Genomic DNA, 25,829 nt, shown 5'->3' with positions numbered 1-25,829 from the left:
AGACGGGTCGTATCAGGGACAGACCCTTCATTTTAAGCGTTGAGGAGAATCTATGAGCCAAGCTACGCCCGATTCAACACCTGTTACTATTGATCGCAAAACACGGGTTAAATCCATTATTGGTGGTTCTGCAGGCAATTTAGTTGAATGGTACGACTGGTATGTGTATGCCGCTTTCACTTTATATTTTGCACCACGTTTTTTCCCCGAAGGCGATGACACGGTTAAATTATTACAAGCAGCTGCAGTGTTTGCCTTAGGCTTTTTAATGCGTCCAATTGGGGCTTGGATCATGGGCATTTATGCCGACCGTAAAGGACGAAAAGCAGGTTTATCCCTGTCAGTATCTTTAATGTGTTTAGGTTCATTGATGATTGCCTGTGCACCAACCTATGACAGCGCTGGCATGCTTGCTCCTGCCATTTTATTGCTGGCACGTTTATTACAAGGTTTAAGTGTTGGGGGCGAATACGGCTCGAGTGCCACATATTTAAGTGAAATGGCAGGTAAAAATAACCGTGGATTTTTTTCAAGCTTTCAATATGTCACCTTAATTTCTGGTCAGCTTTTGGCGCTATGTACCTTGATTATCTTACAACGTAGCATGAGTGAAGCTGCTTTAAGTGACTGGGGCTGGCGTATTCCGTTTTTTATTGGTGCAATATTAGCAGTGGTGGTGTTTTGGATTCGTCGTGGTTTGGTCGAAAGTGAATCCTCTAAACAAGCACAAAAACAAGCCGCTGAGGGTGGGCCAAAATCAAGTGCGCTCGAATTGTTTACCAAGCATCCTAAAGCGGCATTTACGGTGATTTTATTGACCGCAGGCGGTACGCTTGCCTTTAATACCTTTACCACCTATTTACAAAAATATTTGGTCAACACTTCAGGCTTTGAAAAAACCACCGCGACTGAGATCACCACGGCGGCAATTTTTATTTTTATGCTGATTCAACCCGTCATTGGTGCCTTGTCCGACCGTATTGGTCGTAAACCGATTATGATTGCCTTTGGGGTACTAGGTGTAGCCTTTACCATTCCTATTTTTAATGGGCTTGCCAATACCTCCAGTGTATTTACTGCATTTATGTTGTGTATGAGTGGTATGTTGATTGTTTCAGGCTATACCGCCATTAATGCCGTGGTTAAAGCTGAACTATTCCCTGCACATATTCGTGCTCTTGGAGTCGCTTTACCGTATGCCATTGCCAATACCTTATTTGGCGGTACAGCAGAACTGATTGCCTTGAGCTTTAAAAATGCCGGATATGAACATTATTTCTTCTACTACATTACTTTTATGATTGGTATTTCACTGGTGACTTATATTTTTATGAAAGACACCAAAAAGCACTCCATGATTACCGACAACTAACGCCTGTCAATTCAATGCAAAAAAGCGCCACCTTATGGCGCTTTTTCTTTATGATGCACTAGCCCAATCATGATTAAGTATGGAATAACATATGCACAATATTTATAAATTTTTAGCAGTGACTGGCCTACTTGCCCTTGCTGCTTGTCAAAGCGTGCCGCAAAACTATAATGGTTCAACAGGATACAAAATTGAATCTCAAACCGATCACACTGCTACGTTGAGTTATACCCTAGCAGGGCGTCAAAATCAGCAATTAGATGCCAATAAACTACAAGCAGCATGCCAAAAAGTGTTAGGTCATAATCAACAATATCAAATTAAAGTCCTGAGTATTCAAGAAATTGCCAATCCTCAAAACCAAGAGGATAACTATGCTCATCAAATTGGCAATACACGCACCACTTTTGGTTTGAGTAACACCAAAGACTTACACAGTGATCAAGACTATGCCACCCGACAGGCGCTAGAAGCACGTCCAAGCACCTTGCATGTGGTCCGTTATAACTGCACGCGCTAAATACGCTTATAAGGTCTTATAAAAGCTGACGTTGCGAAACTCAGGTGACTCATCTAAATCTGGCCATGTGGTGGCGCTACGTTCATCGAGCTTTTGGTATTGCAGATGGCTAAAGTTTTTGACTCGGCTGTCTGCAACCCATACTTCAGATGCAAATTTTAAAAATTCATCTAAGAAAAAGCGATTACACTGATCATAAAGTACATCGGCTGCTAGCAGCACATCCACTTTTTCAGCCTGATACAAATCATCTAAGTACTCAAGTTCAACGTCATTCAGTTTGGCATTAGCACGACATGCCTCAAGGCTCATTTGATCAATATCACAGCAAATTACCCGTTTTGCACCTGCCATTTTTGCAGCAATTGCAACCACTCCTGAACCTGCCCCAAAATCAAGTACCACTTTATCTTTGACATGATCAGGCTCTGCCAATAACCACTGTGCCATTGCCAAACCAGAGGCCCAACAAAAAATCCAATATGGCGTATCGTTCCAAATCCGTCGAATCACCTCATCATCAAGTTTGTCTGTTGGAAATACCGGTGGAATCAGCCACAACGAGATGGGTGTATTGGGCAATTGTTGGGCTTGCAATTCACACTGTGGAATCACGGCATGTAAGGCTTCAAGAAGGTGTTTTGGGGCTTGATTCATGTCAAAACGTGTATCTCATCAATTGTTAAAAAAGCCTTATCTTAGATGTATAAGATAAGGCTCCCATATTTTTTATAGTGCATTGACCATCAGGCTATGCCAATAAAAACTTAACCTAAGGCTTTTTCAGCGGCTTCAACCGTTTGACGAATTAAAGTTGTAATCGTCATTGGACCAACACCACCTGGAACTGGCGTATAAGCAGACGCAATGTCTTCAATACCTTGTAACTGAATATCACCGACGCCGCCACCATCACGTGGATGGAAACCTGCATCCACCACCACGGCACCTTGCTTAATCCAATCTTTTTGAATTAATTCAGCTTTACCCACTGCACCGACAATAATGTCTGCTTGCTTCACAAAGCTGGCTAAATCTTGCGTACGTGAATGGCAAATGGTCACTGTTGCATTGGCTTCAAGCAGCATGGCCGCCATTGGTTTACCCAAAATTGCAGAGCGACCCACAACAACCGCATGCTTGCCTGCGATTTCAATATTGTTTGCTTTTAAGATGGTCATAATGCCAGCCGGAGTTGCTGAGCCATAAGCTGCTTCACCCATCGCCATACGACCGTAACCTAAGCACGTTACACCGTCTACGTCTTTTGCCAATGAAATTGCATCAAAGCACGCACGCTCGTCAATTTGCGCTGGCACTGGATGTTGTAACAAAATGCCGTGAACATCTGGATTGGCATTTAATTTTTCAATTTCAGCCAATAACTGTTCAGTCGTGGTTTCTTTTGGAAGTTCAACTTTTAAAGAATCCATACCCACGCGGCGACATGCATTGCCTTTCATACGTACATAAGTGGCAGATGCGCCATCATCACCCACTAAAATAGTGGCAAGGATTGGCGTACGACCCGATTTTGCCTTTAACGCTTCTACGCGTGTTAACAAGTCAGCTTCAATTTGCTTCGCTAATGCACGACCATCTAAAACTAATGCCATGGCACTTCTCCCAAGTATGGATATGAATCAATTTTGCACATAATACATGATATTTTCAGGTTTTTTTCGTTATATGTACGTTTTATAAGCATTCGTGCAATACCCCCTATTGCGTTTTTTTTCAGAGTTGATAATATACGCATCAACAAGACGTGGCGGGGTGGCAGAGTGGTCATGCAGCGGACTGCAACTCCGTGTACGCCGGTTCGATTCCGACCTCCGCCTCCAATCTTGTTAAGCCCGAGTGGTGAAATCGGTAGACACAGGGGATTTAAAATCCCCCGCCCACAAAGCGTGCCAGTTCGAGTCTGGCCTCGGGCACCATTTTTAACTTAAAGAATGGTGCAAATAAAGAACCCAGCGATAAGCTGGTTTTTTTATGCCTAAAATTTATAAACTCGATTATATTGGTTTTTATTTTTTGTTAGTTGGACACTATGCGGTCTAAGCCAAGCCCCCTGCAATATTTACAAGAACTGCAAAAAAAGCATCCTCAAGCCTTTCGTGCCCAGTTTATCTTGTACAGTGCAATTAAAACCAAAGGTATGTTAGATGAACTCAAAGAACTGATTCCTTGGCTGCTCAGTGCACTTATTTTTATCCCCTTTTATATTTTAATTAAAACTTCTATCAGCAACTTAGGCTATGAATTGCAAGCCGCACATTTGGCGAGCTTGACTCTCATGCTGTTGTTTATGCTGTATGTGCCTTGCATTTTAAAGCAAGCCAAACACAGCTCGCATTCGTTTTATCAGCAACAAAAACATGCACCCATTAAATTAACGGTATTGGTAGTGTTACAAGCACTCAATATGCTGTATCTCGATAGCATGTTCATGCTGTATCTCTTATTGTTCTTTGCCATAAGTTTTGGTTTTGTACGTTTTTATAAAGAAAACTTGTTTCGTGAACAGACCACAAGCCAAGAGTATTATATTTTGCAACAGATTCGTCGCGCCAGCTTTTGGAGTTATAAACAGACCCTGTTGGCCAAATGGCGTTACCGCTTACTCAAAAAAGGCTCTCAACAAGCCAAATTACAAAGTTTGCAAATGCAATATTATTTGAGTTTGCATTTAGAGCTGTATAAATACGAGCATGAGTTGTGCAAAAAATATAAGCACACTGACATTGAAAAATACTTAGATAGCTTAATGTAATCCAAAATCGTGCTTTTATTAAACACAAACACATGATTTGCTTAAAAATATAGCAAATAACACAAACAATGCTTGCCATATAAAAAATAGTTCTTTAATATTGCGCTCATGCCCGAGTGGTGAAATCGGTAGACACAGGGGATTTAAAATCCCCCGCCCACAAAGCGTGCCAGTTCGAGTCTGGCCTCGGGCACCATTTTAAAGTCGTTCATTAAAATGGTGCGCTAAGAATTTAAAAATTCTTGCAAAAAATTGAACGAAAAAAGCCCGAGTGGTGAAATCGGTAGACACAGGGGATTTAAAATCCCCCGCCCACAAAGCGTGCCAGTTCGAGTCTGGCCTCGGGCACCATTCTTAACTTAAAGAATGGTGCAAATAAAGAACCCAGCGATAAGCTGGTTTTTTTACGCCTATAAAAAAGCCCTGTTGATCACAGGGCAATCGTTAGACTACCATTCGCGGTTAGACACCAGCTCTTCCATTTCAAGATCCATATAACCGTGATCTTGTGCCACCATCATCATGGCTTCGGCAATATAATCTGCTGCGGTATCATCTAAACTTGAATCCAAATCTTCAAACTGCGGTTTCATTTTATTTAATTCCACCACAGTCAACTGTGCCAAAGCATACACTTCAGTTTCAGATAAATTACCTTTGGCAATTTTCTTGCCAAACTGTTCAACCAATTGCTTCACTTCAGCAACAAGGATATCTGGGTAATATTCATCATCAAACATGGGGAGAAGTAAATCTGCAAACATACAGTACTCTATACACTCAATACTCTAAAGCGAGCTTGTATAACACAATTTAACCTAATCAACAAATCTGCATCATGCGTTGCCAGACTTTTAGTGCATCTACGGTGGCACGTACATCATGTGCTCGCACCAATGATGCGCCTTGTTGCACACTGAGTAAATGCCCTGCCACCGAACCAACAGCACGCTGAGTAGGTTCGACACCGCCTAAAGCCTCGCCAATAAAACGTTTACGCGATAAGCCCGACAACATTGGATAACCCAAAGCATTTAAACGATATAATTCATTGAGCAATTTAAAATTATGCTCAGCATCTTTGGCAAAGCCAAAGCCGGGGTCAATCATAATGTTGTGTGGCAATATCCCTGCTGCTAAAGCGGCATTAATACGCTGTTGTAGCTCTTGCAATACATCTTCTGTGACATCTTCATACTGAGCCAAACTATTCATGGTAGTGGGTTCACCACGCATATGCATAATAATCACAGGAATATTTAAAGCAGCAGCAGTTTGTAAGGCATGTGGGCGTGTTAAAGCACGGACATCATTCCAAATATGTGCGCCTGCTTGTACAGCAGCTCGCATCACTTCAGGCTGTGAAGTATCAATCGACAACACCACAGGATATTGCGCCAAGGCTTCAACCACAGGTACGACACGGTCAAGCTCTTCTTGTAATCCTACTACAGTGGCACCAGGACGCGTAGATTCGCCCCCAATGTCAATCACTGTCGCACCCTCTTCGATCATCTGCAAAGTACGTTGCACAGCTGCTGCTTGAGCATGATGCTGACCACCATCACTAAATGAATCAGGGGTAACATTTAAAATTCCCATCACATGGGGTTTTGATAAATCTAAACTCAGATCACCAAAATTCCATACACGTTGTGGTAAAGGCATTAGTTGCATAGTGCTCTCCTTGTTGAAGCAAAGTATTTTAGCAGTGCAGCATAAAAAAAGAGCCTCAAATGAGGCTCTTTTTGTTAGCTCGTTGCACTAGGCAATGGCGGTGGTGTGGTCGGTGCATCTGTTGGAGTCACATCAATCACTGGATTCTCCGCAACATAGACTTTTGGTGGCTGTGGTTCACGGCCTTCCATAATGTCACGAATTTGATCACGATCAATGGTTTCCCATTCAAGCAAGGCTTTCACCATCGCGTGTGCAATATCTTTATTATTTTCTAAGATATCGCGAGCGACTTTGTATTGCTCATCTAAGATACGGCGGATTTCACGGTCAATCTCAAGCTGAGTGGCTTCCGAAATAGTACGACTACCCAAGCTGCCCATAAAGGATTGCTGAGAGTCATCTTCATAGACCATCACACCCATCTTATCCGACATACCATATTTAGTGACCATAGCACGCGCCATTTTAGTAGCACGTTCAAAGTCATTAGACGCACCTGTCGACATTTGATTAATGAACACTTCTTCGGCAATACGACCACCAAACAAGATTGAAAGTTCATTTAACATTTTGTCTTTGTAATGACTGGTTTGGTCGTGCTCTGGCAACTGCCAAGTTACACCCAATGCCCAACCACGTGGCATAATGGTTACTTTATGTACGGGGTCAGTACCTGGCAGAATTTCAGCCACAATCGCATGCCCTGCTTCATGATAAGCCGTCGCACGACGTTCTTCTTCACGAATCACCATCGATTTACGTTCAGGACCCATATAGAGCTTGTCTTTAGCGTCTTCAAAGTCATGCATATCAACGGTGTTTTTGTTACGACGTGCTGCAAACAATGCAGCTTCGTTTACAAGATTCGCCAACTGCGCACCTGAGAAGCCCGGTGTACCACGTGCCAGAACTTTAACATCAACACCTGTGGTTGATGGCAATTTTCTTAAATGTACATTTAAGATTTGCTCACGACCTTTAATATCCGGTAAGCCCACCATCACCTGACGGTCAAAACGACCTGGACGTAGTAATGCTTTATCCAGTACATCTGCACGGTTTGTTGCAGCAATGACGATAATCCCTTCATTGCCTTCAAAGCCATCCATTTCAACCAACATCTGGTTTAAGGTTTGCTCACGTTCATCGTTACCGCCGCCTGTACCTGAACCACGGTGACGACCAACAGCATCAATCTCATCAATAAAGATGATACATGGTGCATGACGTTTGGCTTGTTCAAACATGTCACGCACACGCGATGCACCCACGCCAACAAACATTTCAACGAAGTCAGAACCTGAGATACTAAAGAACGGCACTTTTGCTTCACCAGCAATGGCTTTGGCAAGTAAAGTTTTACCTGTACCTGGAGGACCGACCATCAATACGCCTTTTGGAATCGTCGCACCTAAACGCTTAAACTTCGAAGGGTCTTTTAAGAAATCAACGATTTCTACCACTTCTTGTTTGGCTTCATCACAACCAGCAACGTCAGCAAAAGTAACTTTGATTTGGTCTTCAGTCAGCATTTTGGCTTTAGACTTACCAAAACTCATTGGGCCGTTCTTACCACCTGCACCACCACCCATGTTGCGCATAAAGAACATGAATAACAAAATGATTAAAAGTACAGGGAAACTTGCAATGAGAAGTTGCATCAATAAACCTTGACGTGCAGGCGCAGTACCTTCAACGATCACGTTTTTCTCAATCAGGCTTGGCATCAGTGCAGGGTCTTGAACCGCTGGGCGAATACTCTCAAACTGAGTACCATTGGTCTTTTCGCCACTAATTCTTTCGCCATCAATTGTCACTTGCTTAATTTGGCCAGCATCCACCGCAGCAACAAACTCTGAATAGTTCATCGCTGTTGGCTTATCACCGCTACTGATGTTACTAAAAATCAGAATCAGTACGCCAAGTATCACCAGCCACAATACGGCATTCTTGAAGAGATCGCTCAAAGCTTTATTCCCATATCAATCTAATTTGATCATGCCCGAAGTGGGTGTGATCCTAAAGGTTTCGCTGAAGATCAGCTGTCAAAGTTAAAAAAGTACAAAATGCACAATTTTTAACGGCTTGGCAAGTAGACTTTGTTTATTTAAACGCTTTCTTACGCCCTTGACCCAACAAGAAAACTTCTTTTGAGCGTGCGCGTGATGCCGCAGGTTTTGCCGTTTTTAATACATCAAAGTTATCGACAACTTGTTTACGGAACTCATCAAAACCTGAGCCTTGGAACACTTTCACCAAGAACTGTCCCTTAGGACCGAGTACTTTTGTGGCAAAGTCGAGTGCTAATTCGCATAAATAAATTTGACGAGGTTGATCAACCGCCTTGTTCCCTGAAGTATTGGGGGCCATATCAGAAATTACAACGTCTACAGTACGACCATCTAAAATTTCTAACAATTTTTCAAAGACTTCTTCTTCACGGAAGTCACCTTGTAAAAAGGTCACATCTGGCAGTGCATCCATTGGTAGAATATCAGAGGCAATCAATAGACCTTTATCGCCCACTAATTTACCTGCAATTTGTGACCAACTTCCCGGTGCTGCACCAAGATCAACCACGATCATACCTGGTTTGATCATTTTATATTTTTCTTGAATTTCAAGAAGTTTATACGCTGCGCGTGCACGATACCCTTCCTTTTGTGCTCGTTTGACAAAAGGATCATCAAGATGCTCTCGCATCCAATCACGACTACTTTTGGATAATTTTTGGTTGGTAATGCGCGTCGCCATAACTCTCTAAATACAAAAAACTTCTAATCTTTCATTGTACGTGAAAAACACGCTTTTTGCAGTAGACAAGTGTATCTAAATCGCGCCACTTGGCTGATTTTTCCTATTAACAAGATCGATTATTTATACAGTTTTTACAGCGTTTGATTGTGTAATTTGCTATACTAAGCCGTTTTTAAAATTAGGTTATATTTCATGGCGGCTTTATCTATTCAGGAACGCAAACGTTTACGTCAAATTGGTCACGCACTCAATCCAGTGGTGATGCTTGGCGGTCAAGGTTTAACTGAGAATGTCATTGAAGAAACAAACCGTGCTTTAAATGACCATGAACTGATCAAAGTTAAAATTGTTGCAGAAGATCGTGAAGCACGTGCAGCATTAATTGAAGAAATTGCGCAAGCAACTGAAGCGCAAATTGTACAAACCATTGGTAAAATTGTGTTGCTTTATAAAAAGGCAGCAAAACAAAACCAAAAATTATCTAATCTTGTGCGTCATGCACATTTGTCGAACTAATTTTTAACAGATGGCAAGTTACGAACTTTGCGCCTTTGAACGCCGTTTTGAAGCTATTTCGATTGTAGGTGCCATTGAGAATTTAAGCCCATACACCTTAAATGTAGGTTTTTGGTTACGTGATCCAAATCAATGGGTCATTTGGCCTGCGCCTGCTTCGGGTTTAGAGCGTCAAGATTATCTTTGGCAAGAGACCTGTTATGAGATTTTTATAGGGGTCAAAGGCGAAGATTATTACCGCGAAATTAATCTCTCCCCAAGTGAAGCTTGGCAAGCCTATCAATTTGAGGAATATCGCTATCCTGAAGATATGCCTCCTCAAGTTGCAACAGACATCGAGCTTAATAGCTTAAAGCGCACCCATTATGGCTTAAATGTGAGCTTAGACTTAACTGAATTTATGCTTAAACATAAGCTCAAGTGGCAAGATCTATTTATTGGTCTCACTGCAGTGATGCAAACCACGCAAGGTCAACAGCTTTATGCTATGCAACATAGTGGTGCACAAGCCGATTTCCACAATAAGCGCGATTGGTTACACGTATTTTAAAAAGTGAGCTTAACGCTCACTTTTTTTATGGCTTAAGCTTGGGGCTTGCTGTCATCTTGCGTGTCAGATTTTGCTGATTTACTCAAAGCTTCCAAGGTATGTTCTTTAGAACGCTTTAGAGTTTCGGTGAGTTGTTCTTTGTGTTTTAGCGAAATCTCACTGACATCTTGTTTCAGCTCTTTACCCAATTTAGATAAATCTTCAATCACGGCATTAAACTCAGCTTTTACAAATGCGCTAATCTCAGATAAGTCAGCCCCTTTTAAACCTTTAAGCTCCTCCAAACGCTGTAATAGGTCTTGTTTAAGCTGAGCAATTTTCTCTTGCACCGTAGCAGGTTTTTCAGTCGCTTCTGTTGCCACAGACTCTAAGGATTGAGTCGGCATTGCCTGCGTTTCAGCTTCTGCTTGTGTGGCTTTAGCAGTGACTTCTGCGCTTGGCTCAACTTTGGCACTGGTTTTTTCTTGGCTCTGTGCTGCTTTTTCAAGCACCTTTTCTTTGCCCTCTTGCAGCTTTTGATCAAGTTTTTCAGCGCCATCTTTAAGCACTGTTTTGGTTGTTGGAGTTTTGGCTGTATCGTTCATTTTTTGTTCCTGTTTTTATGGTTGATGGGTGGAGCTTAATCGAAACTGATAAAATTTAAGTTTTGATTTGTTAGACAATTCTAAAATGCTTACATTTTTTTAAGCTTGTTCAACAAACAGACTTTTGAGTAAAAAGCAAGGCATTTATATTACATATTAGGCTAAAACAAAATAGACTTTAGCCTGTTTAGGGCGTATAATTCCGTGTTAAGTTCAAGCGAGCAGACAAGGGAGGGTAGGTTTAAAAAATAACCTTCCTTTTTTTTCGTCTTCTCGCTTTTTTACAGCCTAAATTTCAGGAGCTTTGGTTTGAGCACTCCCGCCATTTTAGCCCTTGCCGATGGTACGATCTTTAAAGGAACGTCTATTGGTGCATCGGGTAGTACGACTGGTGAAGTCGTTTTCAATACTGCCATGACTGGCTATCAAGAAATTTTGACTGACCCAAGTTATGCGCAACAACTTGTGACTTTAACTTACCCACATATCGGTAATACAGGTTGTAATGAAGAAGACGCTGAGTCGGGTCGCATTCACAAAGTATGGGCCAACGGTTTAATTATCCGTGACCTTCCTTTATTACATAGCAACTTCCGTGCCGAGCAATCACTAGGTGATTACTTAAAAGCGCACAATGTGGTTGCCATTGCAGATATCGACACTCGACGCTTAACACGTATTTTACGTGACAAAGGCGCGCAAAACGGCTGTATCTTAGCTGGTGAAAATATCACAGAAGAACAAGCATTAGAAAAAGCACGTGCGTTTGGTGGCTTAAATGGTTTAGACCTTGCAAAAGAGTGCTGTGATCCGAACGGTTTTGAATGGACTGAGGGTTCTTGGACGCTTGGCAAAGGTTTTTCTCAACCTGAACTTAAATTCCATGTTGTTGCATACGATTACGGTGTCAAAACCAACATCTTACGTATGCTTGCAGATCGCGGTTGTAAATTAACTGTTGTTCCTGCACAAACTCCTGCGGCTGACGTGTTAGCGTTAAATCCAGATGGCGTGTTCTTATCGAACGGCCCTGGCGATCCTGCTGCATGTGACTACGCAATTGAAGCTGTAAAAACCATTGTAGAAGATGCTCGTAACGTACCTGTTTTTGGTATTTGCTTGGGTCACCAAATTCTTGCACTTGCAAGTGGCGCGAAGACTGTAAAAATGCCTCACGGTCACCACGGTGCTAACCATCCTGTACAGAACATCGAAACTGGCACAGTGATGATTACTTCACAAAACCACGGCTTTGCAGTGGATGCAGATAGTTTACCTGCAAACCTTAAAGCGACGCACAAGTCATTGTTCGATCAAACCCTACAAGGGATTCATCGTACCGACAAGCCTGCGTTTAGCTTCCAAGGTCACCCTGAAGCAAGCCCGGGTCCTCATGACTGCGCACCATTGTTCGATCATTTCATCGAACTTATCGAAGCATCTAAGAAGTAATTAAGGAAGCATCATGGCTAAACGTACAGACATTAAAAGCATCTTAATTCTAGGTGCGGGTCCAATTGTGATTGGTCAGGCATGTGAGTTTGACTATTCAGGCGCGCAAGCATGTAAAGCCCTTCGTGAAGAAGGTTACCGTGTTATTTTGGTCAACTCTAACCCAGCGACCATTATGACTGACCCTGCAATGGCAGATGCAACGTATATCGAACCGATTACATGGCAAACTGTTGCAGCGATCATTGAAAAAGAACGCCCAGATGCAGTTCTTCCAACAATGGGTGGTCAAACTGCATTGAACTGTGCCCTTGCCCTTGATGAGCACGGCATTTTAGAAAAATACAATGTTGAATTGATCGGCGCAACCAAAGAAGCGATCGAAAAAGCTGAAGACCGTAAATTGTTTGACCAAGCAATGCGTAAAATCGGCCTTGAATGTCCAAAAGCTGACATTGCTGAGTCAATGGAAGAAGCTTTAGAAATTCAAGCACGCTTTGGCTTCCCTGTGATCATTCGTCCATCATTCACGATGGGTGGTTCAGGCGGCGGTATTGCTTATAACCGTGAAGAATTCATTGAAATTTGTGAACGCGGTTTCGATCTTTCTCCGACTAAACAATTATTGATTGATGAATCTTTAATTGGTTGGAAAGAATACGAGATGGAAGTTGTTCGTGATAAAAACGACAACTGTATCATTGTATGTACCATTGAAAACTTTGACCCAATGGGCGTGCACACTGGTGACTCAATCACTGTTGCTCCTGCACAAACCCTAACAGACAAAGAATTCCAACTTTTACGTAATGCATCTTTAGCTGTACTTCGTGAAATTGGTGTAGAAACTGGTGGTTCAAACGTACAGTTCGGTATTTGCCCGAAAACTGGTCGTATGGTTGTGATCGAGATGAACCCTCGTGTATCTCGTTCTTCTGCCCTTGCATCTAAAGCAACTGGTTTCCCAATTGCTAAGATTGCTGCGAAACTAGCTGTGGGTTATACGCTTGATGAGTTGAAAAATGACATCACTGGCGGTACAACACCAGCGTCTTTTGAACCTGCGATTGACTACGTTGTAACCAAGATTCCTCGTTTCAACTTCGAGAAATTCCCACAAGCTGATGCAACTTTAACCACACAGATGAAATCTGTAGGTGAAGTGATGGCGATTGGTCGTAACTTCCAAGAATCTATGCAAAAAGCACTTCGTGGTTTAGAAGTGGGGGCATCTGGTTTTGACGAAAAAATCGAATTGGGTACTGAAGGCGCGCGTGAGAAAATCTTACAAGAGCTTAAAGTTCCAGGTCCTGAGCGTATTTGGTTTGTTGGCGATGCATTCCGTCATGGTTTTAACCTTGATGAAGTGTTTGCTGCAACCAATATCGACAAATGGTTCTTGATTCAAATCGAAGACATCATCAAAACTGAAAACCAAATCAAAACCTTAGGTTTTGGTGATTTAAATGCCGACAACATCCGTGCATTTAAACGTAAAGGTTTATCAGATCTTCGTATTGCCGACTTGATGGGCATTTCACAAAAACAATTCCGTAAATACCGTTGGAACTTAGGCGTAATGCCAGTTTACAAACGTGTGGATACATGTGCTGCAGAGTTTGAATCTGACACAGCTTACATGTACTCAACTTACGATGAAGAATGTGAAGCGAATCCATCGACTCGTGACAAAATCATGGTGATTGGTGGCGGTCCTAACCGTATTGGTCAAGGTATCGAATTCGATTACTGCTGTGTACACGCAGCCCTTGCTATGCGTGAAGACGGCTACGAAACTATCATGGTGAACTGTAACCCTGAAACGGTGTCTACAGATTACGATACATCTGATCGTTTGTACTTCGAACCAATTACTTTAGAAGATGTTCTTGAAATCGTCCGTATCGAGAAGCCTAAAGGCATTATCGTTCAGTACGGTGGTCAAACACCACTTAAATTGGCGCGTGCTTTAGAAGAAGCTGGTGCACCAATTATCGGTACATCACCTGATGCAATTGACCGTGCAGAAGACCGTGAACGTTTCCAACAAATGATTCAACGTCTACAACTTCGTCAACCAAACAACAGCATTGTAAAATCTGCTGAAGAAGGTATGGCTGAAGCATCTAAAGTCGGCTATCCACTTGTGGTACGTCCATCATACGTACTTGGTGGTCGTGCAATGGAAATCGTGTATAACGATGAAGAGTTAAAACGCTACTTACGCGATGCAGTTCAAGCGTCTAACGACTCTCCTGTTTTACTTGACCGTTTCTTAGATGATGCGATCGAAGTGGATGTAGACTGCGTATCTGACGGTAAAGACGTTGTGATTGGCGGTATCATGCAGCACATCGAACAAGCCGGTATTCACTCAGGTGACTCAGCATGTTCTATTCCTCCGTACTCTTTATCTAAAGAAGTACAGGACGAAATGCGTCGTCAAACTGTTGCTATGGCCAAAGAGCTTGGTGTTATTGGTTTGATGAACGTTCAGTTTGCTGTGAAAGGCGACGACGTTTACATCCTAGAAGTGAACCCACGTGCATCACGTACTGTGCCGTTTGTTTCTAAGTGTATCGGTGAGTCTTTAGCCAAAGTAGCTGCACGTTGTATGGCGGGTCAATCTTTAGAGTCGCAAGGCTTTACTCAAGAGATCATCCCTGCTCACTTCTCTGTAAAAGAAGCAGTGTTCCCATTCAATAAATTCCCGGGCGTTGACCCAATCCTTGGCCCTGAGATGAAGTCGACTGGCGAAGTAATGGGTGTGGGTAAAACCTTTGGTGAAGCGTTCTATAAAGCGGTACTTGGCGCGAATGAACGTTTACCAGGTTTGCCAACAGAAGGCGAAGTGAAACATGCATTTATCTCTGTACGTGACTCAGACAAGCCACGTGCTGCTGGTATTGCTAAACAGCTGATTGAACTAGGCTTCAAGATTCTTGCAACTGATGGTACATTTAAAGTACTGAGCGAAGCTGGTCTTGAATGTGAACGTGTCAACAAAGTGACTGAAGGTCGTCCTAACATTGTGGATCGTATTAAAAACGGCGAAATCCACCTTGTGATTAACACGACTGAAGGTAAAAAGGCACAAGAGGATTCATTCTCGATCCGTCGTTCAGCCCTTCAAGGTAAAGTGTATAACACCACAACCTTAAATGGTGCAGATGCGGTATGCCAAGCTTTAGCGATTAAGTTACCGATGGATGTTTATCGTCTACAAGATTTAACTCAAGGTTAATTCGCTTCCAGGAAGTCCCGCCACCTTCTTGGTGGCGGGCTTTTTTTCATTTATAGATTTCACTTTTTGAGGGACAACATGCAACGTTATCCTATGACGCCTGAAGGCAAAATTGCCTTAGAGAAAGAATTACATCAACTTAAAACAGTTGACCGTCCTCGTATTATTGCCGCGATTGCAGAAGCGCGTGAACACGGCGACTTAAAAGAAAATGCCGAATACCACGCAGCGCGTGAACAGCAAGGTTTCTGTGAAGGTCGTGTACAAGACATCGAAGGTAAATTGGGCGCGGCTCAAGTTATCGACGTTAAAGATCTTGAACAAAATGGTCGTGTGGTTTTTGGTGTGACAGTCACTATTGAAAACTTAGACACCGAAGAGCAAAAGACCTATAAAATCGTAGGTGATGACGAAGCTGACTTTAAAATCAATAAGATCTCTGTCAACTCACCAATTGCTCGTGGTTTATTGGGCAAAAGCGAAGGCGATGACGTCAAAATCGTAACACCACAAGGTGAAGTTGAATATGAAATCGTGAGTGTTGAATACCTCTAAATTTCAGCAAAACTGATCTAACCCCTCATTTGAGGGGTTTTTTATAAGTATTTTGCATACAAGCTGCTAGTTTTAACTGATCACGTTGCTGTAAAGCCAACTGTACCCCAGCCTGATCTGATGCGGTTTTATCCTGACTAAGTTTAGAAATTGCGTGTATAGCGCTAATCTGAATATTAAACACCACTAAATCCTCAAGTAAGCCCAAAAGATAATCACGTGGTGCATCTGCCATTTTCCAAGCTGCTTTGCCATAGGTTTTGCGTTCTTGTTGTTGGGTCAGTTGACCTAATGCAGCAAGCTTAGTTTTTTGAGCATGAAAAAATTCAATTGTGCCATGTACATGTAGCGCTTGATAATTCCATGTAGGTACTTTTTGATGATCAATTTGCTTACTTGGATAATCATTGGCAGAGATATAAGCATCTTCGCCTTTAAAAATACACAATACCTCTTGCCCTGCCTTGACTTGAGTAAACAACTCGTTGGCACATGCCATATGCCCCACCAAGCAAGTTTGATCTTTTAATAACAGCGGTAAATGTGTAGCCACAAGACCTGATTTGCTATGTGCCACAATACATGCTAAAGGATATTCATCGATTAAACGCGCAATTTCGGTGGGTCTTGTTTCTTGAAATTCTTGAGGAATAGACATGATGGTGCCCGATTTAATTATGACCTTGCAGCACTATAAAATAAATTTGCCAAAAACGCGCTGCCAATTTTCGGCTATACTTTGGGCTTCGCTATTTGCCTTGAGTGTTTATGTCTGAGCCGTTAATTAATTCGCCTGTAAAACATTGGTGTGAGTTTGAGTTTATTGCTAAAACCGTTCGCAACCCCAATATTCATATCAAAGGCAATTACAGTTACTACTCAGCGTATTGGGATCAAGGTTTTGAGCGTTGTGTGGTGCGCTATTTACATAACAAAGCTTCCACGCCTGATAAACCGATTGATCAGCTTTATATTGGTAACTTTGTCTGTTTTGGCGCAGAGTGCGTGATTATGATGGGCGGCAACCAATTACACCGCACCGATTGGATTTCAGCTTTTCCATTTGATACACGTAGTTTTGTGCCCGCAGGCGACACCGTGATTGGCGATGGCTGTTGGATTGGTTCGCGTGCCATGATCATGCAAGGCGTGACTTTAGGCGAAGGTGCTGTGGTGGCCACAGGTGCTGTGGTGACTAAAGACGTACCGCCTTATGCAGTGGTGGGCGGTGTACCGGCTAAAATCATTAAATATCGTTTTTCAGAAGAAGATATACAAAAATTGCTTTCTTTAAATCTGTATGACTTAGACGAAAAACAGTTTTTAAAAATGCGTGAACAGTTGCAGACGGATGATATTGAGGAATTATTCACTTCACTAAGCATATAGCACAGTAAAAAGATAATTCTTCTCTTCCTTATAGCTAATTCAAGAAATACAAAATGCTATAAACAATGTTTTTCCAAGGTGTCACTCACCACGTCACCCTAACGTTCTGCACCACATTGCAACCTATCTACATAATGGGTGAGTTGTTCACCTAAACGTTGACCATTCGTCTATATATGCCCCGACTTTGGTGGCAATCACCCTTGTATCTTCACAATTTTCTGTTAGCTTCAATTTTGCCAAAGCTTAAATTATCTAGATGAATTTACTTGGTTTTATTCAAAGAAATTTTGCGTTACTATAGCAACATAAACATTAAAACCTAACAATAAGGAACAACAACATGGCTTACCAACATATCCTTGTCCCAGTCGATGGCTCAGCAACCTCACTTGCCGCTGTGGAAAAAGCTGCTGACTTTGCCAAAGCATTTAACTCTAAAATTACCGTGGTACAGGTATTAGCACTTGACCCGTATATTGCCGCTGAATATATTTCTGCATCTCAAACCAATGACATGATCGAACGCGCCCGTGGCGCAATCTTAAGCGATCTCAGCAGCGCAAAAGAGAAATTTGCTGAATTAGGCGTAGAAGTAGACACCAAATTGGTTGAAGGTCAAGTGGTGCATCGCGAGTTGGTGAAAGCCGCAGAAGAATTAAATGTTGATCTGATTATTATTGGCTCACATGGTCGCACGGGTCTTAAAAAATTATTTTTAGGTAGTGTTGCGCAAAATGTACTCACAGAAGTCGATATTCCTGTGCTTGTGGTACGTCATCCTTAAAAAAAATATGCTCCCCACACTCATGTGGGGAGTTTTTACATCTGCCATCTATATTGGCGCATGTTGACACGCTGATGATTGACCACAATACCTTCTCGCGCTAACAACAACACCTGTAAATTCTCGCCATTGCTTAAGTTTTGCGTACAAATACGCCCTTGTGCATTCACCACACGATGCCAAGGTAAATCACTATCTTGATCAATGCATTGCAACACGCGTCCGACTAAACGTGCATGTTGAGCTAAACCTGCAAGCCGCGCCACTTGTCCATAGCTTGCCACATAACCATACGGGATTTGCGCCACCACAGCTAAAATGATGGGGGCGAGTTCATGCTGTATAGACTTTTTCATATTCATCAAGCATTAGAAATTATCAGGGCTTTCTAAGCGTTTTACCTCTTGGGCTTTTTCAGGATTATGCACGGCAGCAATTCCATCATCACTGCGTAAGTCAATTAATTCATCGGCTTTATACACTGTAATTACCTCACGCCCTTGCGCATCTTCACTCACCCGATACTGAAATCCTTTACGATTCATTTTATGGCACATACGCTGATACCAGCCTTTAAAGCCTGTGGTTTCTTGCTGCGGATTATAATAAAAGGCATTCATCACTGCAGGTAAACCTAGACCACATACCACACCCGATAACAACACTGCAATAAAGGTATAACCAATCAAGATGCTACTATATTCTGCCAACTGGGGAATATTTGCCACTGCCAAAATCAGTGCCAATGAAATGCCACCACGTACCCCACCCCAAGACAAAATGGTTAAGCTGCCGTTATAACTTTTTTTACGTACACTCGGGAAAAAAGCAAAGGATAAATAATTGGCAGCAAAACGTGAGGCATGCAAAATCATAAAGGCCACAATGCCACCTAAAATTAAATGAAAGCTTAAATCTAAAATAAATAGCTCCAACCCAATTAAGGTAAACAAGAACGAATTAATAATGCCTTCAACCGTATGCCAAAAATGATTGACTTCACGAATCTCTAGCTCTTGTAAAATTTCTTTCCATTTATTACCCACAATTAAGCCCCCAATCACACAAGCAATCGGTGCAGAGGCATGTGCAAATAAAGCCACCAGATATGAACCACAGGCTAACAATGCTGTGGTTAAAATTAAGGACTCCATTTCGTGTTTACCGCGTAATAAACGTAAAATCCCATGACCAAAGGCTACGCCAATCACCACAGCCACCACAATTTCATAAAGTAAGGTTTCTAAGACACCCAGTACGGTAAAATTTTCGCCCTTTAAAACATTAAGTAAAGTCATAAACACTGCAATACACATGGCATCATTAAATAAAGACTCACCTTCTAATTTAACCATGAGGTGATGAGGCGCACGTACTGAACTGAGCACTCCCTTAATCCCAATCGGGTCAGTTGCGCCTAAAGCTGCACCAAGCAGCAATAACACCAATAAATCAACCTGCTGCCCCATTAAAAATTGATAGCCATACAGCACCACGCCAAAAAATACGGCACATAACACCAAAGCGAGACTGGCTAAAATGCCAATGGGTTTCCAATGGCTTTGTAAATCAGAAACCTTAAATTTCAACGCCGATGAGGTTAAAATAAAACAGATTACGCCATTAATTAAAAAGTCATAAAAATCAATATTTCTAACTGCTTCTTCAATATTGTGCAAATTAATCACAATAAACGGATTACCATTAAATAAGCTTGCGGCCCATTGCAAAATAAACACAAAAATTGCCGACACAATCGGTACACCAATTGCCTGTGGAAAGCCAAGTACTCGCTTGTTAAAAATCGTGGTTGCAATCGACAGTGCAAAAATCACGGTGAATACTTGTAGAAAAAAATAATTTCCCATCGGCTTTCCATGTATGGCGGTAAATCTAATATTTTGAGGAAAAATGCTTTGGTTTTTTGCATTTTTTAATATGATTATTGTAGCGTGTTTTATGCTTAAGCTGGGTGCAAAAGTAAAATAGCCCAATACAGTATGCTTGGGCTTTGTCCAACACTACAGCGTTGCTTTGATCATTCAATCTCACAAGAAAATGGCAGCCTATTTTTTAAGTCTGCCATTTCATTAGCCTTAATTTCCTTAAATGGGCTGATTAAACGTATCACATTGATTGATTTGTCCGCCTTTCCAGCCAATATCAAACCATTTCATGCGCTGTGCACTTGTACCGTGGGTAAAACTATCCGGCACGGTATAACCTTGGGCTTTTTTCTGTAAGTAATCATCGCCAATTTTATGCGCAGCATCCATCGCTTCGGCAATATCACCTTGCTCTAAAAACTGTGTACGTTGATGGTTATGATACGCCCACACACCTGCCAAGCAATCGGCTTGTAACTCTTGACGTACCGACAATGCATTGCCTTGTGCTTTATTGGCTTGACTACGCGCTTGCTGAACTTGGCTTGAAATACCCAAAACCGTTTGAATATGGTGGCCAACTTCATGTGCAATTACATAGGCTTGAGCAAAGTCACCCGCTTGATCATTACGCGACAATTGCGTAGCATTTTGCTCACCAGTAATGCCCATTTGGCTACGCATATCTTTAAAGAAGCCGGTATCAATATAAACTTTTTGGTCGGCAGGACAATAAAATGGCCCCATGGCCGATTGTGCTGTACCACAGGCAGAATTCACCACACCATTAAAAATAACTAGTTTCGGGGGTGGATAGCTTTGCCCCAATTGCTGTTGAAAGACCTGTGACCATGTGTCTTCCGTGTCGGCTAAAACCACACTGACAAATTCCATCGCTTCTTGCTGCTCAGGCGTGGGGTTTTCTAAACCAATTGCTTGGCTCACTTGACCTTGCGTGACCTGCTTGGTTGTTTGATAGGCTTGTTGCGGGTCAACCCCAAAGAATTTCCATGCCACAAAAGCCACCACTAGGCCTAAGATACTCACCCCACCGGCTTTAGCTGCCCCACCACCACGGCGATCTTCAACATTGTGACTACTGCGACGCCCTTTCCATTGCATAGTTGTTATCCTTGTTCAGTCTTGGGTTTATTGTAGCGAGCTTTAAGGAGTTTTTGTACGTGGCCATAACTTCTTGATCAGTGTAACCACTAACACCACAAGCAAACCTGCCACAATTCCAATCACAAAATTAATTAAGGTTGGAGTCAATGCACCCATAATGCTGCCTACAGTTGGAATATGTTCCAGATGATCGACCGCATCTTCAGTAAAGTGATGCAATAAAGGGATCGCATGGTTAATAATCCCCCCACCCACCAAAAACATCGCAAGTGTACCCACGATAGTCAGGGTTTTCATTAAAATTGGTGCAAAGGCCAATAGAGCATGTCCCATTTTTTGTTGAGCAGCTGAAGTTTTTTCTGTCAGGTATAGACCCATATCATCAATTTTAACAATTAATGCCACCAAGCCATATACACCAATAGTCATTGCAATGGCAATCACGGTTAAAACACTCACTTTGGTCACAAAAGCTGCTGTTGCCACTGTGCCTAATGAAATCACAATAATTTCTGCTGATAAAATAAAGTCAGTACGAATAGCGCCTTTAATTTTGTCTTTTTCCATATTGTGCAATTGCGCTTCAGTCAGTGCCAATTGGGTGGCTGCCTCTTCAGCAGTTTTAGCTTTTTTATGCTGCAATGTATGTAAGACTTTTTCAACGCCCTCATAACACAAGAATAAGCCACCGACCATTAACAAAGGATTAATCAGCCATGGTGCAATCACACTAATTGCCAAAGCCAACGGCACTAAAATCACTTTATTCACAAATGAGCCTTTGGCCACGCTCCAGACCACAGGCAGCTCTCGCTCAGCACGTACCCCACTGACTTGCTGTGCGTTTAAAGCTAAATCATCGCCCAATACCCCTGCGGTTTTTTTAGCTGCCATTTTACTCATGACTGCTACATCATCCATAATCGTGGCAATATCGTCTAATAATAAGAGTAAGCTGCTCATAATTTTGGTTCTCTGTTTTATTTTTCTTGAGTTTAAAACTACAATCTTAAAAACTCTGTACAGCATTTATTACCAGTAGGCTGACACACATAAAACTTATACCGTACAATGTCGCTATTCATCGTGATATTGATGTCATACAACGACTTGGAAGACAGCATGACTACTCCAGATAATCGTCCAGTAATCTTAACTGGCGACCGTCCGACCGGACAATTACACTTGGGCCATTTTGTAGGTTCGCTACGTTCACGCGTCGGTTTACAAGATTCTCATCATCAGCATTTGTTACTTGCGGATGCACAAGCCTTTACCGATAATGCTGATAACTTTGAAAAAGTACGTCGTAATATTATTGAAGTGGCAACTGACTATTTAGCGGTAGGTATTGACCCCACCAAAACCACCATTTGTGTGCAATCAAGCTTACCTGCGCTCAATGAATTGACCATGTTGTATCTCAACTTTGTGACCGTATCACGCTTAGAGCGCAACCCAACCATTAAATCTGAAATTCAGATGCGTGGTTTTGAACGTGATATTCCAGCCGGTTTCTTATGCTACCCAGTGGCACAAGCGGCTGATATCACTGCATTTAAAGCCACTGTGGTACCAGTAGGTGAAGATCAAATTCCAATGATCGAGCAAACCAACGAAATTGTACGTCGTGTCAATCGCCAAGTAGGTCGTGAGTTACTGCCTGAATGTAAAGCATTATTGTCTAATGTGGGTCGTTTACCAGGCTTTGATGGCAAAGCCAAAATGTCTAAATCTTTAGGTAACACCATTGTGTTAGATGCCACAGATAAAGACGTCAAAAAAGCCGTAAATGCCATGTACACCGATCCAAATCACTTACGTATTGAAGATCCAGGTCAAGTTGAAGGCAACGTGGTATTTACTTATCTAGATGCATTTGACCCGAATAAAGAAGAAGTGGAAGAGTTAAAAGCGCATTATCGCCGTGGTGGTTTAGGTGATGGTACGGTTAAAAAGCGCCTTGAAGGGGTACTCAAAGAGTTACTTGGCCCTATTCGTGAACGCCGTATCGAATTGGCTAAAGATCCAGATTACATTATGGATATACTTAAACACGGTACAGATAAATGCCGTGACATTACGCAACAAACTTTAGATGAAGTGAAAACTTCGCTTGGCGTGTTCCGTTTTTAATTCATTATAAAAATCAAACCCTTCTTTTAAGAAGGGTTTTTTTATGCCTAGGGCTTGTGTAAGTTTTAATTCACAATCAAAGGGTTTTATTCACATTTTGTGCCACATGTTCACGCAACATGACACTTTATTACCTGAATACTGCTGAAACTCAAGCATCAACATCTTAAGATAACTTCATAGCCAAACAGCTTCATTAGATTCTCCTCTATGAGCTTTAAGTTACCCCTGAACCTGTTGCTACAACAGATTCGTTTTTATGCGTAATGAATACCCCAATCATTACGCATTTTTTTTGCCTAAAATTCGCCTTAATTGGGCGAATTTGATGCTTAAGTTAAGGCAATAGCAGGATCGAGTAAACCTTTGTCTTCTAAAAGACTTAACATAGTTGAGCCAAGTTCTGCAGGACTACGGGTGTAAGCCATCCCTGCACGTTCAAAGGCGGCAAATTTCTCTTCTGCTGTGCCCTTGCCCCCTGAGATAATCGCGCCTGCATGTCCCATACGTTTACCTTTAGGCGCAGTCACTCCTGCAATATAACCCACCACCGGTTTTGTGACATTCGACTGAATATATTCCGCGGCTTCTTCTTCGGCGGTTCCGCCAATTTCACCAATCATAATAATGGCTTCAGTTTGTGGATCTTCTTCAAATAATTTTAAGCAATCTATTTGATTCATACCCGGAATCGGATCACCACCAATGCCAATACAGGTTGATTGTCCTAGGCCTAGTTTGGTGGTTTGCGATACAGCTTCATAGGTGAGTGTACCTGAACGCGAGATAATGCCAATTTTACCCGCTTTATGGATATGACCGGGCATAATGCCAATTTTACATTCCCCTGGGGTAATAATCCCTGGGCAATTAGGGCCAATTAAACGTGCATGATTACCATACGTTTCTAAGTAGCGTTTGGCTTTGAGCATATCTAAGGTCGGGACACCTTCTGTGATGACCACAATTAACTTTAAACCCGCATCAATCGATTCAATAATGGAATCAAGTACAAAAGGTGCAGGTACATAAATAGAGGTAGCATTGGCACCTGTTTCACGCACGGCTTCTTTAACGGTGTTAAATACAGGACGGTCTAAATGACGTTGCCCACCTTTACCAGGGGTTACGCCGCCCAAGACTTGTGTGCCATAGGCAATCGATTGCTCGGAATGAAAGGTGCCATTTTTACCGGTAAAGCCTTGTACAATCACTTGGGTATTTTTATTGACGAGTACGCTCATTATTTTTCTCCTTATGCGTTTACAGCAGCGACAACTTTTTGTGCGGCATCAGCCAAACCTTGGGCTGAAATCAAGGTTAATCCCGATTCATCCAGTAACTTAGCTCCTAATTCAGCATTATTGCCTTCTAAACGTACCACCACAGGAATGGCAACATGTACCTCACGTACCGCTGCAATAATGGCTTCGGCAATCATGTCACAGCGAACAATACCACCAAAAATATTAATCAAAACGGCCTGTACTGAAGTGTCCGCAAGAATAATTTTAAAGGCTTCTATGACACGCTCTTTGGTCGCTCCACCACCTACATCAAGGAAGTTCGCAGGTTGTCCGCCATAGAGTTTAATAATATCCATGGTGGCCATGGCAAGCCCTGCCCCATTGACCATGCAACCAATATTGCCCTCTAAAGCCACATAATTTAGATCATGTTCAGAAGCACGTAATTCGCGTTCATTTTCTTGCGATTTATCACGCAACAAAGCAATGTGCGGCAAACGGTATAAGGCATTGGTATCAATGCCAATTTTGGCATCTACACATAAGATTTCGCCATTTTCTCTTACCGATAAAGGGTTAATCTCAAATAAAGCAAAGTCATTTTCCACAAAGGCTTGATATGCCCCTGTCATAATAGTGACAAATTGATTGATTTGTCCATTGTTAAGCTTTAAAGCAAAACCAACTTCACGTGCTTGAAAAGGCTGCAAACCAACCAATGGGTCTACTTCCACTTTAATAATTTTCTCAGGGCTTTCTTCTGCGATTTTTTCAATATCAACACCCCCTTCAGTGGATGCCATAAAAGTGACACGACGGCTAGAACGATCCACCACTGCACCTAAATATAATTCACGTTGTACAGGATAAACATCCTCACAAACTAAAATTTGATTGACGGGTTGACCCAAACTGTCAGTTTGATAGGTGACTAAACGTGTACCTAATAAATTTTTAGCATATTCAGCAGCTTCATCACTTGATTTCACCACCTTTACGCCACCTGCTTTACCACGGCCTCCTGCATGGACTTGGGCTTTCATCACCGCAAACTTACCACCTAATTGCTCAAAAGCATCCCGTGCTGCTTGCTCTGTGTCAATCACAATGCCTTCTTGCACTGGCATTCCATATTGTTTTAATAATGCTTTGGCTTGGTACTCATGTAAATTCATGTCACAACCTTTGTGTTATTCATTTTATATTGTGGCTTTATAGGGCAAACATCCGTCGAACTGACTATAAAGCATATT

The 25,829-nt window shown here is 42.1% G+C and carries 25 protein-coding genes and 4 tRNA genes; 15 read left to right on the top strand and 14 right to left on the bottom strand.

All coding sequences use genetic code 11. From position 1 onward, the window contains the following. The first annotated feature begins 52 nt into the window (after nucleotides 1–52). Together Q0Z55_RS00275 and Q0Z55_RS00270 are read left to right on the top strand one after the other, a co-directional pair. A complete protein-coding gene (locus tag Q0Z55_RS00275) occupies nucleotides 53–1,372 on the top strand; it encodes an MFS transporter (protein ID WP_297422551.1) in 1,320 nt (439 codons plus the stop codon). Nucleotides 1,373–1,463: 91 nt separating this feature from the next. Then, nucleotides 1,464–1,892 (top strand): hypothetical protein, encoded by a 429-nt coding sequence (locus tag Q0Z55_RS00270; RefSeq protein ID WP_297422547.1) that lies wholly within the window; start codon nucleotides 1,464–1,466, stop codon nucleotides 1,890–1,892. 6 nt (nucleotides 1,893–1,898) lie between these two features. On the opposite strand, the gene Q0Z55_RS00265 is transcribed toward Q0Z55_RS00270, so the two are convergent. Together Q0Z55_RS00265 and folD are read right to left on the bottom strand one after the other, a co-directional pair. Continuing rightward, nucleotides 1,899–2,549, bottom strand: a complete 651-nt coding sequence (locus Q0Z55_RS00265) for a 50S ribosomal protein L11 methyltransferase (RefSeq protein ID WP_297422544.1) — start codon at nucleotides 2,547–2,549, stop codon at nucleotides 1,899–1,901. Nucleotides 2,550–2,659: 110 nt separating this feature from the next. Beyond that, a complete protein-coding gene (gene folD / locus Q0Z55_RS00260; protein ID WP_297422540.1) occupies nucleotides 2,660–3,508 on the bottom strand; it encodes a bifunctional methylenetetrahydrofolate dehydrogenase/methenyltetrahydrofolate cyclohydrolase FolD in 849 nt (282 codons plus the stop codon). Nucleotides 3,509–3,662: 154 nt separating this feature from the next. On the opposite strand from folD, the gene Q0Z55_RS00255 reads away from it, so the two are divergent. The 5 genes from Q0Z55_RS00255 (at nucleotide 3,663) to Q0Z55_RS00235 (ending at nucleotide 5,019) form a co-directional block, all read left to right on the top strand. Beyond that, nucleotides 3,663–3,736: transfer RNA gene (locus Q0Z55_RS00255), tRNA-Cys, on the top strand. Nucleotides 3,737–3,746: 10 nt separating this feature from the next. Continuing rightward, nucleotides 3,747–3,832 (top strand) — tRNA-Leu (locus Q0Z55_RS00250). A 113-nt stretch (nucleotides 3,833–3,945) separates the two neighbouring features. Then, nucleotides 3,946–4,668 (top strand): hypothetical protein, encoded by a 723-nt coding sequence (locus tag Q0Z55_RS00245; RefSeq protein ID WP_297422537.1) that lies wholly within the window; start codon nucleotides 3,946–3,948, stop codon nucleotides 4,666–4,668. Nucleotides 4,669–4,778: 110 nt separating this feature from the next. Continuing rightward, nucleotides 4,779–4,864 (top strand) — tRNA-Leu (locus tag Q0Z55_RS00240). A 69-nt stretch (nucleotides 4,865–4,933) separates the two neighbouring features. Next, a tRNA-Leu gene (locus Q0Z55_RS00235) sits at nucleotides 4,934–5,019 on the top strand. Between the two features lie 98 nt (nucleotides 5,020–5,117). Here the strand turns inward: Q0Z55_RS00235 and Q0Z55_RS00230 are convergent. The 4 genes from Q0Z55_RS00230 to rlmE all read right to left on the bottom strand — a co-directional run bounded on the left by Q0Z55_RS00230 (nucleotide 5,118) and on the right by rlmE (nucleotide 9,102). Further along, entirely contained in the window at nucleotides 5,118–5,432 is a 315-nt protein-coding gene (locus Q0Z55_RS00230) for a DUF5713 family protein (protein WP_297422534.1), read from the bottom strand. A 58-nt stretch (nucleotides 5,433–5,490) separates the two neighbouring features. After that, nucleotides 5,491–6,345: a dihydropteroate synthase gene (gene folP / locus Q0Z55_RS00225; protein ID WP_297422531.1), complete on the bottom strand. Its 855-nt coding sequence runs from the start codon at nucleotides 6,343–6,345 to the stop codon at nucleotides 5,491–5,493. Between the two features lie 74 nt (nucleotides 6,346–6,419). Then, nucleotides 6,420–8,315 carry an ATP-dependent zinc metalloprotease FtsH gene (gene ftsH / locus Q0Z55_RS00220; RefSeq protein ID WP_297422528.1) on the bottom strand — a complete coding sequence of 632 codons (1,896 nt, stop codon included), beginning with the start codon at nucleotides 8,313–8,315 and terminating at the stop codon, nucleotides 6,420–6,422. 136 nt (nucleotides 8,316–8,451) lie between these two features. After that, complete coding sequence (gene rlmE / locus Q0Z55_RS00215) at nucleotides 8,452–9,102, bottom strand: 23S rRNA (uridine(2552)-2'-O)-methyltransferase RlmE (protein ID WP_297422525.1); 651 nt, start codon at nucleotides 9,100–9,102, stop codon at nucleotides 8,452–8,454. A gap of 195 nt (nucleotides 9,103–9,297) precedes the next feature. Between rlmE and yhbY the strand changes: the two genes are divergently transcribed. Together yhbY and Q0Z55_RS00205 are read left to right on the top strand one after the other, a co-directional pair. Then, on the top strand, nucleotides 9,298–9,621 hold the full coding sequence (gene yhbY, locus Q0Z55_RS00210; RefSeq protein ID WP_297422522.1) for a ribosome assembly RNA-binding protein YhbY: 324 nt from the start codon (nucleotides 9,298–9,300) through the stop codon (nucleotides 9,619–9,621). 10 nt (nucleotides 9,622–9,631) lie between these two features. Then, nucleotides 9,632–10,171, top strand: coding sequence for a DOMON-like domain-containing protein (locus tag Q0Z55_RS00205; RefSeq protein ID WP_297422519.1), 540 nt, complete (start codon nucleotides 9,632–9,634; stop codon nucleotides 10,169–10,171). Nucleotides 10,172–10,203: 32 nt separating this feature from the next. Here Q0Z55_RS00205 and Q0Z55_RS00200 read toward each other — a convergent pair whose 3' ends face one another. Next, complete coding sequence (locus Q0Z55_RS00200; RefSeq protein ID WP_297422516.1) at nucleotides 10,204–10,755, bottom strand: hypothetical protein; 552 nt, start codon at nucleotides 10,753–10,755, stop codon at nucleotides 10,204–10,206. 309 nt (nucleotides 10,756–11,064) lie between these two features. Here Q0Z55_RS00200 and carA point away from each other — a divergent pair, with 309 nt between their 5' ends. The 3 genes from carA (at nucleotide 11,065) to greA (ending at nucleotide 16,006) form a co-directional block, all read left to right on the top strand. Continuing rightward, on the top strand, nucleotides 11,065–12,207 hold the full coding sequence (carA, locus tag Q0Z55_RS00195) for a glutamine-hydrolyzing carbamoyl-phosphate synthase small subunit (protein WP_297422513.1): 1,143 nt from the start codon (nucleotides 11,065–11,067) through the stop codon (nucleotides 12,205–12,207). Between the two features lie 13 nt (nucleotides 12,208–12,220). Then, complete coding sequence (gene carB / locus Q0Z55_RS00190; RefSeq protein ID WP_297422510.1) at nucleotides 12,221–15,451, top strand: carbamoyl-phosphate synthase large subunit; 3,231 nt, start codon at nucleotides 12,221–12,223, stop codon at nucleotides 15,449–15,451. Between the two features lie 78 nt (nucleotides 15,452–15,529). Beyond that, nucleotides 15,530–16,006 carry a transcription elongation factor GreA gene (greA, locus tag Q0Z55_RS00185; protein ID WP_297422507.1) on the top strand — a complete coding sequence of 159 codons (477 nt, stop codon included), beginning with the start codon at nucleotides 15,530–15,532 and terminating at the stop codon, nucleotides 16,004–16,006. A gap of 25 nt (nucleotides 16,007–16,031) precedes the next feature. On the opposite strand, the gene Q0Z55_RS00180 is transcribed toward greA, so the two are convergent. After that, nucleotides 16,032–16,664, bottom strand: coding sequence for an FMN-binding negative transcriptional regulator (locus tag Q0Z55_RS00180; protein ID WP_297422503.1), 633 nt, complete (start codon nucleotides 16,662–16,664; stop codon nucleotides 16,032–16,034). A gap of 110 nt (nucleotides 16,665–16,774) precedes the next feature. Here Q0Z55_RS00180 and Q0Z55_RS00175 point away from each other — a divergent pair, with 110 nt between their 5' ends. Continuing rightward, nucleotides 16,775–17,395: a CatB-related O-acetyltransferase gene (locus Q0Z55_RS00175; protein ID WP_297422500.1), complete on the top strand. Its 621-nt coding sequence runs from the start codon at nucleotides 16,775–16,777 to the stop codon at nucleotides 17,393–17,395. A 343-nt stretch (nucleotides 17,396–17,738) separates the two neighbouring features. Then, nucleotides 17,739–18,182, top strand: a complete 444-nt coding sequence (locus tag Q0Z55_RS00170) for a universal stress protein (protein ID WP_297422497.1) — start codon at nucleotides 17,739–17,741, stop codon at nucleotides 18,180–18,182. Nucleotides 18,183–18,217: 35 nt separating this feature from the next. Here the strand turns inward: Q0Z55_RS00170 and Q0Z55_RS00165 are convergent, their stop codons facing one another. The 4 genes from Q0Z55_RS00165 to Q0Z55_RS00150 all read right to left on the bottom strand — a co-directional run bounded on the left by Q0Z55_RS00165 (nucleotide 18,218) and on the right by Q0Z55_RS00150 (nucleotide 22,159). Continuing rightward, nucleotides 18,218–18,538 (bottom strand): MGMT family protein, encoded by a 321-nt coding sequence (locus Q0Z55_RS00165; RefSeq protein WP_297422494.1) that lies wholly within the window; start codon nucleotides 18,536–18,538, stop codon nucleotides 18,218–18,220. Nucleotides 18,539–18,550: 12 nt separating this feature from the next. Next, nucleotides 18,551–20,050 (bottom strand): cation:proton antiporter, encoded by a 1,500-nt coding sequence (locus tag Q0Z55_RS00160; protein ID WP_297422491.1) that lies wholly within the window; start codon nucleotides 20,048–20,050, stop codon nucleotides 18,551–18,553. A gap of 237 nt (nucleotides 20,051–20,287) precedes the next feature. Beyond that, nucleotides 20,288–21,190 (bottom strand): neutral zinc metallopeptidase, encoded by a 903-nt coding sequence (locus Q0Z55_RS00155; protein ID WP_297422488.1) that lies wholly within the window; start codon nucleotides 21,188–21,190, stop codon nucleotides 20,288–20,290. Between the two features lie 42 nt (nucleotides 21,191–21,232). Then, a complete protein-coding gene (locus Q0Z55_RS00150) occupies nucleotides 21,233–22,159 on the bottom strand; it encodes a DUF808 domain-containing protein (protein ID WP_297423233.1) in 927 nt (308 codons plus the stop codon). A 156-nt stretch (nucleotides 22,160–22,315) separates the two neighbouring features. Between Q0Z55_RS00150 and trpS the strand changes: the two genes are divergently transcribed. Beyond that, nucleotides 22,316–23,329 (top strand): tryptophan--tRNA ligase, encoded by a 1,014-nt coding sequence (gene trpS, locus Q0Z55_RS00145; RefSeq protein ID WP_297422485.1) that lies wholly within the window; start codon nucleotides 22,316–22,318, stop codon nucleotides 23,327–23,329. 332 nt (nucleotides 23,330–23,661) lie between these two features. On the opposite strand, the gene sucD is transcribed toward trpS, so the two are convergent. Continuing rightward, nucleotides 23,662–24,573, bottom strand: a complete 912-nt coding sequence (sucD, locus tag Q0Z55_RS00140) for a succinate--CoA ligase subunit alpha (protein ID WP_297422482.1) — start codon at nucleotides 24,571–24,573, stop codon at nucleotides 23,662–23,664. Nucleotides 24,574–24,584: 11 nt separating this feature from the next. Beyond that, complete coding sequence (sucC, locus tag Q0Z55_RS00135; RefSeq protein WP_297422479.1) at nucleotides 24,585–25,751, bottom strand: ADP-forming succinate--CoA ligase subunit beta; 1,167 nt, start codon at nucleotides 25,749–25,751, stop codon at nucleotides 24,585–24,587. Nucleotides 25,752–25,829 lie beyond the last annotated feature (78 nt).

The sequence above is a fragment of the uncultured Acinetobacter sp. genome (genome assembly GCF_947626835.1).
Taxonomy (GTDB): Bacteria; Pseudomonadota; Gammaproteobacteria; order Pseudomonadales; family Moraxellaceae; genus Acinetobacter.
This window is presented reverse-complemented; position numbering and strand designations above follow the sequence as displayed.